The organism is Aquamicrobium terrae (genome assembly GCF_040545735.1).
Taxonomy (GTDB): domain Bacteria; phylum Pseudomonadota; class Alphaproteobacteria; order Rhizobiales; family Rhizobiaceae; genus Mesorhizobium; species Mesorhizobium terrae_A.
In genome coordinates this window covers 200204-212295 of sequence record NZ_JBEPML010000009.1, presented here as the reverse complement: position 1 = coordinate 212295, position 12092 = coordinate 200204, and the positions used below count along the sequence as shown (strand labels likewise).

Here is a 12092-nt window from a genome sequence, read left to right as displayed (position 1 = left end):
TTCTACTTCCGCACGACGGACGTGACGGGCATCGTGACGCTTCCGGCCGGCACCGAGATGGTGATGCCGGGCGACAACGTGACGGTGGACGTGGAGCTGATCGTGCCGATCGCCATGGAAGAGCGCCTGCGCTTCGCCATCCGCGAGGGCGGCCGCACCGTCGGCGCCGGCATCGTCGCCGCAATCGTCGAATAAGAACAAGCAATCGATCTGTCGCGGGCGGGTAAACGCCCGCGCCGCGCCAGAACAAGGAATAGACGAATGAACGGACAGAATATCCGCATACGCCTGAAAGCGTTCGACCACCGCGTGCTCGATGCTTCGACGCGTGAGATCGTTTCGACGGCCAAGCGCACCGGCGCCAATGTCCGCGGCCCGATCCCGCTGCCGACCCGCATCGAGAAGTTCACGGTCAACCGTTCGCCGCATGTGGACAAGAAGAGCCGCGAGCAGTTCGAGATGCGCACCCACAAGCGTCTCCTCGACATCGTGGACCCGACCCCGCAGACGGTCGACGCGCTGATGAAGCTCGATCTGGCCGCCGGCGTGGACGTCGAAATCAAGCTCTAAGAGCTGAACCATGAGCTCCCAGGGGCAACCCGGAGCTCCTCTGAAGGAAAATGAACCGATGCGTTCAGGTGTAATTGCACAGAAGCTGGGAATGACCCGCATCTATAATGATGCGGGCGAGCATGTCCCCGTCACGGTTCTCCGCATGGAGAGCTGCCAGGTCGTCGCGCAGCGCACGCAGGAGAAGAACGGCTACACCGCCGTGCAGCTCGGCGTCGGGCTCGCCAAGGTGAAGAACACGTCGAAGGCGATGCGTGGCCATTTTGCCAGCGCTTCCGTGGAGCCCAAGGCCAAGCTGGCCGAGTTCCGCGTTTCCGACGACAACCTGCTCGATATCGGTGTCGAGATCACCGCCGATCACTTCGTCGCCGGCCAGAAGGTCGACGTGACCGGCACTTCGACCGGTAAGGGTTTCCAGGGTGTCATGAAGCGCCACAATTTCGGCGGCGGTCGTGCCACGCACGGTAACTCGGTGTCGCACCGCTCGCACGGTTCGACCGGCCAGCGCCAGGACCCCGGTAAGGTGTTCAAGGGCAAGAAGATGGCCGGCCACATGGGCGCCACCCGCGTCACCACGCAGAACGTCGAAGTGGTTTCCACCGATGTCGAGCGCGGCCTGATCCTCATCCGCGGCGCCGTGCCCGGCACCAAGGGTGCCTGGATCCTGGTGCGCGACGCCGTGAAGTCGGCGCTGCCCGAGAATGCGCCGAAGCCGGCGGCCTTCCGTGCCTCTGCCAAGGCGGCTGAAAAGAACGAAGCTCCGGCCACTGAGGGAGCGGAATAATGGACATCAAGATCACAACGCTCGCCGGCAAGGATGCCGGCAAGGTCGAGCTCTCCGACGAGATCTTCGGTCTTGATCCCCGCGAGGACATCCTGCAGCGCGTCGTGCGCTGGCAGCTTGCCAAGAAGCAGCAGGGCACCCATCAGGCCAAGGGCCGCGCCGACATCGCGCGCACCGGCGCCAAGATGTACAAGCAGAAGGGTACGGGCCGCGCCCGTCACCATTCGGCTCGCGCTCCGCAGTTCCGCGGCGGCGGCAAGGCCCACGGCCCGGTTTCCCGCAGCCATGAGCACGACCTGCCCAAGAAGGTCCGTGCGCTCGGCCTGAAGCACGCCCTGTCCGCCAAGGCGAAGGCGGCGTCGATCATCGTCGTCGACGAGCTGAAGCTGGAAGAGGCCAAGACCAAGTCGCTGCTGGCCAGCCTGAAGTCGCTCGGCCTGACCAATGCGCTGGTCATCGGCGGTGCGGAACTGGACGCCAACTTCAAGCTGGCTGCCACCAACATCCCGAACATCGACGTGCTGCCGGTTCAGGGCATCAACGTCTACGACATTCTGCGCCGCGGCACGCTGGTCCTTTCGAAGGCCGCCGTCGAGGCTCTCGAGGAGCGCTTCAAATGACCGACCTTCGTCATTACGATGTGATCGTCTCGCCGGCGATCACCGAAAAGTCGACCATCGCTTCCGAGCAGAACCAGGTCGTGTTCAACGTTGCCAAGAAGGCGACGAAGCCGGAAATCAAGGCTGCTGTCGAGGCGCTGTTCGGCGTCAAGGTTTCGGCTGTGAACACGCTTGTCCGCAAGGGCAAGGTCAAGCGCTTCCGCGGCACGGTTGGCCGCCAGGGCGACGTCAAGAAGGCGATCGTGACCCTGGTCGACGGTCACTCGATCGACGTCGCGACGGGCCTGTGAGCGAAGCGGCGAGGATAAGAAAATGGCATTGAAACATTACAATCCGATCACGCCGGGCACACGCCAGCTGGTCATCGTGGACCGTTCGGGCCTGCACAAGGGCAAGCCGGTCAAGGGCCTGACCGAGGGCCTGACCAAGTCGGGCGGCCGCAACAACTACGGCCGCGTCACCGCCCGCTTCATCGGCGGCGGTCACAAGCGCACCTACCGCATCATCGACTTCAAGCGTCGCAAGCTTGACGTCGTCGGCACGGTCGAGCGCCTGGAATACGACCCGAACCGCACGGCCTTCATCGCTCTGGTGAAGTACGAGGACGGCGAGCTGAGCTACATCCTGGCCCCGCAGCGCCTCGCTGCCGGCGACAAGGTGGTGGCCGGCGAAACCGCCGACGTGAAGCCGGGCAACGCGATGCCGCTGTCGGCCATGCCGGTCGGCACCATCGTGCACAACATCGAGCTGAAGCCGGGCAAGGGCGGTCAGATCGCCCGTTCGGCCGGTGCCTATGGCCAGCTCGTCGGCCGCGACCAGGGCATGGCGATCCTGCGCCTGAACTCTGGCGAGCAGCGCATCGTGCACGGTTCGTGCTTCGCGACCGTGGGCGCCGTCTCCAATCCGGAGCACGCCAACATCAAGGACGGCAAGGCTGGCCGCACGCGCTGGAGGGGCAAGCGTCCCCACAACCGCGGCGTGACGATGAACCCTGTCGACCACCCGCACGGCGGTGGTGAAGGCCGCACTTCCGGTGGTCGCCATCCGGTGACCCCGTGGGGCAAGCCGACCAAGGGCAAGAAGACGCGGTCCAACAAGGCGACCGACAAGTTCATCGTGCGCTCGCGCCATCAGCGCAAGAGCTAATAAGAGGTAAGCCTGTGACTCGTTCTGTTTGGAAAGGCCCCTTCGTTGATGGCTACCTTCTGAAGAAGGCAGACAAGGTTCGCGAAGGCGGTCGCAATGAGGTGATCAAGATGTGGAGCCGCCGCTCCACCATCCTGCCGCAGTTCGTCGGCCTCACCTTCGGTGTTTACAATGGCCAGAAGCATGTTCCCGTTTCGGTGAACGAAGACATGGTCGGCCACAAGTTCGGTGAATTTGCCCCGACCCGTACCTACTACGGTCACGGTGCGGACAAGAAGGCGAAGAGGAAGTAACGATGGGCAAGGCCAAAGCTCCGCGCAGGCTTGCTGACAACGAGGCGCGCGCCGTTCTGCGCACGATCCGTGTCAGCCCGCAGAAGCTCAATCTGGTTGCCGCGCTCATCCGTGGCAAGAAGGTCCAGACTGCGCTCAACGATCTGGAATTCTCGCGCAAGCGTATTTCCGAGACGGTGAAGAAAACGCTGGAATCGGCGATCGCAAACGCAGAGAACAACCACGACCTCGACGTTGATTCGCTGATTGTTGCGGAAGCCTATGTCGGCAAGTCGATCGTCATGAAGCGTTTCCACGCCCGTGGCCGCGGTCGCGCCAGCCGGATCGAAAAGCCGTTTTCGCACCTCACGATCGTCGTTCGTGAAGTGGAAGAGAAAGGGGAGGCCGCGTAATGGGCCAGAAAATCAATCCGATCGGTCTCCGCCTCGGCATCAACCGGACCTGGGATTCGCGCTGGTACGCGAACACCGGGGAATACGGCAAGCTGCTGCACGAGGACCTGAAGATCCGTGAATACCTGGAGAAGGAGCTGAAGCAGGCTGCCATCTCCAAGGTGGTGATCGAGCGTCCGCACAAGAAGTGCCGCGTGACCATTCACGCCGCGCGTCCGGGCCTGATCATCGGCAAGAAGGGTGCCGACATCGAGAAGCTGCGCAAGAAGCTGACCGAGATGACCCAGTCGGAGACGCACCTGAACATCGTCGAGGTGCGCAAGCCCGAGACCGACGCTACGCTGATCGCGCAGTCCATCGCGCAGCAGCTCGAGCGCCGCATCGCCTTCCGCCGCGCCATGAAGCGCGCTGTGCAGTCGGCCATGCGTCTTGGCGCCGAAGGCATCCGCATCAACTGCGCCGGCCGTCTCGGCGGCGCCGAGATCGCGCGCATGGAGTGGTACCGCGAAGGTCGCGTTCCGCTGCACACGCTGCGCGCCGATGTGGACTACGGCACTGCCGAGGCTCAGACCGCCTATGGCATCTGCGGCGTCAAGGTGTGGGTGTTCAAGGGCGAGATCCTCGAGCACGACCCGATGGCTTCCGAGCGCCGGGCGACCGAGGGCGAAGCCAATACCGGCGATCGTGGCGGCCAGCGTCGTCGCGAGCACGCCTGATAATTGAGAATTTGGAGCAAGTAAGATGCTGCAGCCAAAGCGCACAAAGTTCCGCAAGCAGTTCAAGGGCCGTATCCACGGCACCGCCAAGGGCGGCACCGATCTGAATTTCGGTGGTTTCGGACTGAAGGCGCTGGAGCCGAACCGCGTCACCGCGCGTGAGATCGAGGCGGCCCGCCGCGCGATCACCCGTGAAATGAAGCGCGCCGGCCGCGTGTGGATCCGTATTTTCCCGGATCTGCCCGTGACGAGCAAGCCCACCGAAGTCCGTATGGGCAAGGGCAAGGGCTCGGTCGATTACTGGGCGGCCCGCGTGAAGCCCGGCCGCATCATGTTCGAGATCGACGGCGTCCCGGAGGATGTCGCGCGTGAGGCGCTGCGTCTGGGTGCTGCCAAGCTTTCGGTGCGCACGCGTTTCGTGCAGCGCATCGCTGAATAAGGAAGAGCAGAGATGAAAGCTTCAGATATCCGCTCGAAGACGCAGGATCAGCTCTCTGACGAACTGGCTTCCCTGAAGAAGGAACAGTTCAACCTGCGCTTCCAGAAGGCCACCGGCCAGCTTGAGAAGACCGACCGCGTCAAGCAGGTCCGCAAGGACATCGCGCGCATCAAGACCATTGCTGCGGAAAAAGCCGCGGCCAAGAAGGCATAAGGAAAAAACCATGCCGAAGCGTATTCTGCAGGGCGTCGTCGTCAGCGACAAGAACGACAAGACCGTCGTGGTGAAGGTGGAGCGCCGCTTCACGCATCCGGTGATGAAGAAGGTCGTGCGCATGTCGAAGAAGTACAAGGCGCACGATGAGAACAACGCCCACAAGGTTGGCGACACCGTCCTGATCCAGGAATCGGCGCCGATCTCCAAGGACAAGCGCTGGGTCGTCGTGGCCCAGGACCAGGCTTGATCGGGCGTAGAGCGAATTTTGGACAGACCGGGGAGGGCAGGGCCTCTCCCAATAGAGAAGAAAAAGGCGGCCAGTCATGATTCAGATGCAAACAAACCTCGACGTGGCGGATAATTCCGGCGCACGTCGTGTCATGTGCATCAAGGTGCTGGGCGGTTCGAAGCGGAAGTATGCCTCCGTCGGCGACATCATCGTGGTGTCGATCAAGGAAGCCATTCCGCGCGGCCGCGTCAAGAAAGGCGATGTGATGAAGGCGGTCGTGGTTCGCACGGCCAAGGACATCCGTCGTCCCGACGGCAGCGTGATCCGGTTCGACAAGAACGCAGCGGTTCTGGTCGACAACAAGAAAGAGCCGGTCGGCACGCGCATCTTCGGGCCGGTTCCGCGCGAGCTTCGCGCGAAGAACCATATGAAGATCATTTCGCTCGCGCCTGAAGTGCTGTAAGGAGCCGCAACCATGCAGAAGATCCGTAAAGGCGACAAGGTTGTCGTCCTGGCCGGCAAGGACAAGGGCCGCTCCGGCGAGGTCCTCTCCGTACAGCCGAAGGAAGACACCGCCATCGTGCGTGGCGTGAACCTCATCCGCCGCCACCAGAAGCAGTCCGCTTCCCAGGAAGGCGGCATCATCACCAAGGAAGCGCCGATTCAACTCTCGAATCTCGCGCTGGCCGACCCCAAGGATGGCAAGCCGACCCGCGTCGGTTTCCGCGTCGAGAAGGACGGCAAGAAAGTGCGCTTTGCCAAGCGCTCGGGAGAAACGATCAATGGCTAAGGCAGCAGCACAGGCAGAAGCCAAGAACACGCCGCGCCTGAAGAAGGTCTACAACGAGACCATCCGCCAGGCGCTGAAGGACCAGTTCAAGTACTCCAACGAGATGCAGGTTCCGCGCATCGAGAAGATCGTGCTGAACATGGGCGTCGGCGAGGCGACCGCGGATTCCAAGAAGCCGTCCGTCGCGGCCGAGGACCTGGCCCTGATCACCGGCCAGAAGGCCGTGGTGACCCGCGCCCGCAAGTCGATCGCCGGCTTCAAAGTGCGCGAGAACATGCCGATCGGCGCGAAGGTCACCCTTCGCAATGAGAAGATGTATGAGTTCCTGGATCGTCTCGTGAACATCGCGCTGCCGCGCGTTCGCGACTTCCGGGGCCTCAACCCGAAGAGCTTTGACGGTCGTGGCAACTACGCCATGGGCCTCAAGGAGCACATCGTGTTCCCGGAGATCAACTACGACAAGGTTGATCAGATGTGGGGCATGGACATCATCGTTTGTACGACTGCGAAGACGGACGACGAAGCCCGGGCGCTGCTCAAGGCTTTCAACTTCCCCTTCCGCCAGTAACGGCAGCGAGCAAAGGAAAAATCTGAAATGGCAAAGACCAGCTCAGTCGAGAAGAACAACCGGCGCCGCAAGCTCGTCCAGCAGTATGCCGCGAAGCGCAAGGCGCTGAAGGACATCGTGATGGACCAGTCGCTGCCGCTTGAGGAGCGCTTCCGCGCCCAGCTCAAGCTGTCGGCCCTGCCGCGCAACTCGGCGAAGATCCGCATCCGCAACCGTTGTGAAGTCACCGGCCGTCCGCGCGCCTTCTATCGGAAGCTCAAGCTTTCGCGTGTCGCGCTGCGCGACCTGGGCAACACGGGCAAGATCCCGGGCCTGGTCAAGTCGAGCTGGTAAGGAGTAGACGAGATGTCCCTGAGCGATCCTCTCGGCGATATGCTGACCCGTATCCGTAACGCCTACGGCCGCAAGAAGACGACCGTGTCCACGCCGGCTTCCCGCCTGCGCGCCCGCGTCCTCGAAGTGCTGAAGGCGGAAGGTTATATTCGCGATTACAGCCAGACCGACTTCGACAACGGCAAGTCCGAGATCGAGATCGAGCTGAAGTATTTCGACGGTTCCCCGGTGGTGCGCGAGATTTCGCGCGTTTCGAAGCCCGGACGCCGCGTCTATGTTTCGGCCAAGTCGATCCCGCAGGTTGCCAACGGCCTTGGCATCGCCATCCTTTCGACGCCCAAGGGCGTGATGGCCGACCACGAGGCGCGTGAACAGAATGTCGGCGGGGAAGTTCTCTGCCAGGTCTTCTGATCCGGTAACCGTTCCCGATAGGAATTGCCGGTGAGACCCGCGTCTCCCGGCAGGACCTGAAACAATAAGAGTGACGAGGACAACACAATGTCTCGTATTGGTAAGAAGCCCCTAGCCGTGCCGCAGGGCGTGACCGCCACCGTTGACGGCCAGACCGTTACGGCCAAGGGTCCGAAGGGCGAACTGAAGTTCGTCGTCAACGACGAGGTTCTGGTCAAGCTGGAAAACGGCGAGATCAGCGTCGAGCCGCGCGACGCCTCCAAGGATGCGCGTTCCAAGTGGGGCATGTCCCGTTCGCAGATCGAGAACATCCTGGTCGGCGTCAAGGACGGGTTCGAGCGCAAGCTCGAGATCCAGGGCGTCGGTTATCGTGCCGCCATGCAGGGCAAGAACATCCAGCTTTCGCTGGGTTTCAGCCATGAAGTGATCTACGAGGCTCCGGAAGGCATCACGCTCGCCTGCCCGAAGCCGACCGAGATCAGCATCACCGGCATCGACAAGCAGAAGGTTGGCCAGGTGGCCGCCGAGATCCGCGAATACCGCCAGCCGGAGCCCTACAAGGGCAAGGGCGTGCGCTACGCGGGCGAGAAGATCTTCCGCAAGGAAGGCAAGAAGAAGTAAGAACGTCAACGCCACGGGAAGGTGTCGCGGGAGGCGCTTCGGCCTACCGCATAAGGCAGCTCCCGTTTTACAAGGCAGGAAATACACATGGCTTCCAAGGAATCCACCCAGCGCCGCGCCGCGCGCGTCCGTCGTCAGATCAAGGCCGTTGCCAACGGTCGCCCGCGTCTGTCGGTTCATCGCACGTCGAAGAACATCTATGTGCAGGTGATCGACGATGCCCAGGGCCGCACCCTGGCCGCCGCTTCGACCCTGGAAAAGGAATTCAAGTCTTCCAAGAAGACCGGCGCTGACAGCGCTGCGGCTGCCGAAGTCGGCAAGCTGATCGCCGAGCGCGCGATCAAGGCGGGCGTGAAGGAAGTGGTCTTCGACCGCGGCGCCTACATCTATCATGGCCGCGTCAAGGCCCTGGCCGAGGCTGCTCGCGAGGGCGGGCTGAGCTTCTAAGGCGGTCCGGAAAGGGCCAGCGACAAAAAAGTTGCTGACTTTTTCCTCTGGATCGTTCACAGGAGACGTGAATTTCGCCGCCGGCATCCCGAAACAGGGCTGCCGGCATTTCAGCAATCCGTGCTTCCGGAAAAAAATAAGGATCAGGATATGGCACAGGAACGTAGGGAAGGCGGCCGCGAGCGTGGCCGTGACCGCGAAGAGCGCGACGACGGCATCGTCGACAAGCTCGTTCACATCAACCGCGTCGCCAAGGTGGTGAAGGGCGGCCGTCGCTTCGGCTTCGCCGCGCTCGTCGTCGTCGGCGACCAGAAGGGCCGCGTCGGCTTCGGTCACGGCAAGGCGCGCGAAGTGCCGGAAGCCATCCGCAAGGCGACCGAATCGGCCAAGCGCGACATGATCTTCGTGCCGCTGCGCTCGGGCCGTACGCTGCACCACGACGTCGAGGGCCGTCACGGCGCCGGCCGCGTTCTGCTGCGCACCGCCAAGCAGGGTACCGGTATCATCGCCGGTGGTCCGATGCGCGCTGTGTTCGAGACGCTCGGCATGCATGACGTCGTTGCCAAGTCGATGGGGTCTTCCAACCCCTACAACATGGTTCGCGCTACCTTCGATGCGCTGAAGAAGCAGATGCACCCGAAGGATGTCGCTGCCGCTCGTGGCATCAAGTACTCGACCCTCCAGGCTCGTCGCGGCACCGCCGTGGCTGCCGAGGAATAGTCGGCGCTGACGAGGGACCATCATCATGGCAAAGAAAGCTACCAAGACCATCACCGTTGAGCAGATCGGCTCGCCGATCCGCCGTCCGAAGGAGCAGCGCGCGACGCTGGTCGGCCTCGGCCTCAACAAGATGCACAAGCAGCGCACGCTGGAGGACACCCCTTCGGTGCGCGGCATGATCGCCTCCGTCTCGCATCTCGTCCGCGTCGTGGACGAGGGCTGAGCCACAGCGCAGGAGACAGAATATGAAACTCAACGAACTGCGTGACAACGAAGGCGCAACGCATTCGAAGAAGCGCGTGGGCCGTGGTATCGGCTCGGGCCTCGGCAAGACCGGCGGCCGCGGCGTGAAGGGCCAGAAGTCGCGTTCCGGCGTGGCCATCAACGGCTTCGAGGGTGGCCAGATGCCGCTCTATCGCCGTCTGCCCAAGCGCGGCTTCAAGAACCTCTTCTCGAAGAGCTACAATGCCGTGTCGCTGGCCCGCATCCAGGCTGCCATCGACGCCAAGAAGCTCGACGCCAAGGAGACGGTGACGGCCGAATCGCTGGTCAAGGCCGGCGTCGTGCGCCGCCTCAAGGACGGCGTCCGTATCCTGTCCGACGGCGAGTTGAAGGCCAAGGTTGCCTTCGACGTTGCCGGCGCCTCCAAGGCCGCGATCGAGAAGATCGAGAAGGCTGGCGGATCGGTGAAGCTGCCCGAAGCTGCGGCGGCTGAATAATACCGGAATAACAAAGCGGCCGCGTCAATGCGGCCGCTTGCATCTTGGCCGCGCCGGGCCTATCTCGGGTCTTCGGTGATACGCGCCGCCCGAAGCGGGCCCCCGCGTCGTCCAGCGGAGAAATTTGCATGGCTTCGGCTGCTGAACAACTGGCATCCAATCTCAATTTTGCGGCCTTCGCCAAGGCCGAGGATCTGAAGAAGCGCATCTGGTTCACGCTCGGTGCGCTCTTTGTGTATCGGCTTGGCACCTATATCCCGCTGCCGGGAATCAATCCTGAAGCCTTCGCGCAGGCTTTCCAGCAGCAGAGCGGCGGCGTGCTGGGCATGTTCAACATGTTCGCCGGCGGCGCCGTCGAGCGCATGGCGATCTTCGCGCTCGGCATCATGCCCTACATCTCCGCCTCGATCATCATGCAGCTGATGACCTCGGTGATTCCCACGCTCGAAGCCTTGAAGAAGGAAGGCGAGCAGGGCCGCAAGATCATCAACCAGTACACCCGCTACGGCACGGTCCTGCTTGCGCTGGTCCAGTCCTACGGCATCGCCGTGGGCCTCCAGAGCGGCAACAACATCGTTTCCAGCCCCGGCTTGTTCTTCCAGATCTCCACGGTGATCACGCTCACGGGCGGCACCATGTTCCTGATGTGGCTGGGCGAGCAGATCACCGCCCGCGGCATCGGCAACGGCATCTCGCTGATCATCTTCGCGGGCATCGTCGCCGGCATGCCGCGCGCCATCAGCGGAACGCTGGAGCTGAGCCGCACCGGCGCACTGTCGACCGGCCTCGTGCTGGCCATCATGGCGCTTGCGGTGGTGGTCATCGCCATCATCGTTTTCGTGGAGCGCGCCCAGCGCCGCCTGCTGATCCAGTATCCGAAGCGCCAGGTCGGCAACCGCATGTTCCAGGGCGATACCTCGCACCTGCCGCTCAAGCTGAACACGTCGGGCGTCATTCCGCCGATCTTCGCGTCGTCGCTGCTCCTGCTGCCGGCCACGCTTGCCGGCTTCTCGAATACCCAGAACATGCCGGCCTGGGCTTCCAGCATCCTGTCGGCCCTCGGCCACGGCCAGCCGATCTACATGTTCCTGTACGGCGCGATGATCGTGTTCTTCGCGTTCTTCTACACGGCTATCGTCTTCAATCCGAAGGATACGGCCGACCAGCTCAAGAAGCATTCGGGCTTCATTCCCGGCTATCGCCCCGGCGAGCGCACGGCGGAGTACATCGACTATGTGCTCACCCGCATCACGGTTCTGGGCGCGGTCTACCTGGTCGCCGTCTGCCTGCTGCCGGAATATCTGATTGCGGCGACGGGCGTTCCTTTCTATCTCGGCGGCACCTCGCTTCTGATCGTTGTCAGTGTGACGCTGGATACGGTCGCGCAGATCCAGGGACACCTGATCGCGCACCAGTATGAGGGATTGATCAAGAAGTCGAAGCTGCGTGGAGGAAAGAGGGGACGATGAGGCTTATACTGCTGGGCCCGCCTGGGGCGGGCAAGGGCACCCAGGCCCAGAGGCTCGTAAGCAAATACGGCATTCCGCAACTGTCCACCGGTGACATGCTGCGCGCCGCGGTGGCGGCGCAGACGCCGGTCGGCCAGCAGGCCAAGGCGATCATGGATGCCGGCGAGCTGGTCTCGGATGCCGTGGTCAATGCCATCGTCGCCGAACGCATCGACCAGCCCGATTGCGCCAAGGGCTTCATCCTTGACGGTTACCCGCGCACGCTGGCGCAGGCCGACGCTGTCGAGGCCATGCTCAAGGAGCGTGGCAAGAAGCTGGACGGCGTGATCGAGCTGGTGGTGGACGACCGTGCGCTGGTCGGCCGCATCGTCAAGCGGGCCGAGGAAGCCAAGGCTGCCGGCCAGCCGGTGCGCAAGGACGACAACCCCGTAGTGTTCGAGGAGCGTCTGCGCGAATATTACAAGAAGACCGCCCCGCTGATCGGCTATTACCATGCCAAGGGCATGCTCAAGGGCGTCGACGGCATGGCCTCGATGGACGAGGTGACGGCGCAGATCGAGGCGCTGCTGCCGGAGGCCGTCGGCTGAAACTTTTCGCCTTCACTTGACG

Annotated in this window: 24 protein-coding genes; all 24 read left to right on the top strand. The window is 62.9% G+C overall.

The window, feature by feature from the left end:
* Nucleotides 1–195 (top strand): EF-Tu C-terminal domain-related protein (locus ABID37_RS14750; protein ID WP_494337641.1); only part of this gene is annotated, 195 nt, incomplete at its 5' end.
* Nucleotides 196–261: 66 nt separating this feature from the next.
* Nucleotides 262–570, top strand: coding sequence for a 30S ribosomal protein S10 (rpsJ, locus tag ABID37_RS14745; protein WP_006205468.1), 309 nt, complete (start codon nt 262–264; stop codon nt 568–570).
* 58 nt (nt 571–628) lie between these two features.
* Nucleotides 629–1354, top strand: coding sequence for a 50S ribosomal protein L3 (gene rplC, locus ABID37_RS14740; protein WP_354196009.1), 726 nt, complete (start codon nt 629–631; stop codon nt 1352–1354).
* Nucleotides 1354–1974: a 50S ribosomal protein L4 gene (gene rplD, locus ABID37_RS14735; RefSeq protein ID WP_354196007.1), complete on the top strand. Its 621-nt coding sequence runs from the start codon at nt 1354–1356 to the stop codon at nt 1972–1974. The genes rplC and rplD overlap by 1 nt, the downstream gene beginning before the upstream one ends.
* The gene (locus tag ABID37_RS14730) at nt 1971–2264 is read left to right on the top strand and encodes a 50S ribosomal protein L23 (RefSeq protein ID WP_354196005.1); all 294 of its coding nucleotides are present in this window, start codon (nt 1971–1973) and stop codon (nt 2262–2264) included. Before rplD ends, ABID37_RS14730 begins: the two co-directional genes overlap by 4 nt.
* Nucleotides 2265–2286: 22 nt before the next feature.
* Nucleotides 2287–3120, top strand: a complete 834-nt coding sequence (gene rplB, locus ABID37_RS14725; protein ID WP_354196003.1) for a 50S ribosomal protein L2 — start codon at nt 2287–2289, stop codon at nt 3118–3120.
* A 14-nt stretch (nt 3121–3134) separates the two neighbouring features.
* Nucleotides 3135–3413, top strand: a complete 279-nt coding sequence (rpsS, locus tag ABID37_RS14720; RefSeq protein WP_136355311.1) for a 30S ribosomal protein S19 — start codon at nt 3135–3137, stop codon at nt 3411–3413.
* A 2-nt stretch (nt 3414–3415) separates the two neighbouring features.
* Nucleotides 3416–3805, top strand: coding sequence for a 50S ribosomal protein L22 (rplV, locus tag ABID37_RS14715; RefSeq protein ID WP_354196001.1), 390 nt, complete (start codon nt 3416–3418; stop codon nt 3803–3805).
* Complete coding sequence (gene rpsC / locus ABID37_RS14710; protein ID WP_354195999.1) at nt 3805–4521, top strand: 30S ribosomal protein S3; 717 nt, start codon at nt 3805–3807, stop codon at nt 4519–4521. Before rplV ends, rpsC begins: the two co-directional genes overlap by 1 nt.
* A 25-nt stretch (nt 4522–4546) precedes the next feature.
* Complete coding sequence (gene rplP, locus ABID37_RS14705) at nt 4547–4960, top strand: 50S ribosomal protein L16 (protein WP_035032287.1); 414 nt, start codon at nt 4547–4549, stop codon at nt 4958–4960.
* Nucleotides 4961–4972: 12 nt separating this feature from the next.
* Nucleotides 4973–5173 (top strand): 50S ribosomal protein L29, encoded by a 201-nt coding sequence (rpmC, locus tag ABID37_RS14700; RefSeq protein ID WP_354195996.1) that lies wholly within the window; start codon nt 4973–4975, stop codon nt 5171–5173.
* A 10-nt stretch (nt 5174–5183) separates the two neighbouring features.
* Nucleotides 5184–5423: a 30S ribosomal protein S17 gene (gene rpsQ, locus ABID37_RS14695; protein WP_354195994.1), complete on the top strand. Its 240-nt coding sequence runs from the start codon at nt 5184–5186 to the stop codon at nt 5421–5423.
* A gap of 76 nt (nt 5424–5499) precedes the next feature.
* On the top strand, nt 5500–5868 hold the full coding sequence (gene rplN / locus ABID37_RS14690; RefSeq protein WP_024924768.1) for a 50S ribosomal protein L14: 369 nt from the start codon (nt 5500–5502) through the stop codon (nt 5866–5868).
* 12 nt (nt 5869–5880) lie between these two features.
* Nucleotides 5881–6195, top strand: a complete 315-nt coding sequence (gene rplX / locus ABID37_RS14685) for a 50S ribosomal protein L24 (protein WP_354195992.1) — start codon at nt 5881–5883, stop codon at nt 6193–6195.
* Nucleotides 6188–6763: a 50S ribosomal protein L5 gene (gene rplE, locus ABID37_RS14680; RefSeq protein ID WP_354195990.1), complete on the top strand. Its 576-nt coding sequence runs from the start codon at nt 6188–6190 to the stop codon at nt 6761–6763. Before rplX ends, rplE begins: the two co-directional genes overlap by 8 nt.
* Before the next feature lie 27 nt (nt 6764–6790).
* The gene (rpsN, locus tag ABID37_RS14675) at nt 6791–7096 is read left to right on the top strand and encodes a 30S ribosomal protein S14 (RefSeq protein WP_354195988.1); all 306 of its coding nucleotides are present in this window, start codon (nt 6791–6793) and stop codon (nt 7094–7096) included.
* A gap of 12 nt (nt 7097–7108) precedes the next feature.
* Nucleotides 7109–7507, top strand: a complete 399-nt coding sequence (gene rpsH, locus ABID37_RS14670; RefSeq protein WP_354195986.1) for a 30S ribosomal protein S8 — start codon at nt 7109–7111, stop codon at nt 7505–7507.
* 87 nt (nt 7508–7594) lie between these two features.
* Nucleotides 7595–8128, top strand: coding sequence for a 50S ribosomal protein L6 (gene rplF / locus ABID37_RS14665; RefSeq protein WP_354195984.1), 534 nt, complete (start codon nt 7595–7597; stop codon nt 8126–8128).
* Nucleotides 8129–8215: 87 nt separating this feature from the next.
* Nucleotides 8216–8575 (top strand): 50S ribosomal protein L18, encoded by a 360-nt coding sequence (gene rplR, locus ABID37_RS14660; protein WP_354195982.1) that lies wholly within the window; start codon nt 8216–8218, stop codon nt 8573–8575.
* A gap of 150 nt (nt 8576–8725) precedes the next feature.
* Complete coding sequence (rpsE, locus tag ABID37_RS14655; RefSeq protein WP_354195980.1) at nt 8726–9295, top strand: 30S ribosomal protein S5; 570 nt, start codon at nt 8726–8728, stop codon at nt 9293–9295.
* 25 nt (nt 9296–9320) lie between these two features.
* Nucleotides 9321–9518: a 50S ribosomal protein L30 gene (gene rpmD / locus ABID37_RS14650; protein WP_354195978.1), complete on the top strand. Its 198-nt coding sequence runs from the start codon at nt 9321–9323 to the stop codon at nt 9516–9518.
* Nucleotides 9519–9540: 22 nt separating this feature from the next.
* A complete protein-coding gene (rplO, locus tag ABID37_RS14645) occupies nt 9541–10014 on the top strand; it encodes a 50S ribosomal protein L15 (protein WP_354195976.1) in 474 nt (157 codons plus the stop codon).
* Nucleotides 10015–10142: 128 nt separating this feature from the next.
* The gene (gene secY / locus ABID37_RS14640; protein ID WP_354195974.1) at nt 10143–11483 is read left to right on the top strand and encodes a preprotein translocase subunit SecY; all 1341 of its coding nucleotides are present in this window, start codon (nt 10143–10145) and stop codon (nt 11481–11483) included.
* Nucleotides 11480–12070 carry an adenylate kinase gene (locus ABID37_RS14635; RefSeq protein WP_354195972.1) on the top strand — a complete coding sequence of 197 codons (591 nt, stop codon included), beginning with the start codon at nt 11480–11482 and terminating at the stop codon, nt 12068–12070. Before secY ends, ABID37_RS14635 begins: the two co-directional genes overlap by 4 nt.
* Nucleotides 12071–12092: the final 22 nt, after the last annotated feature.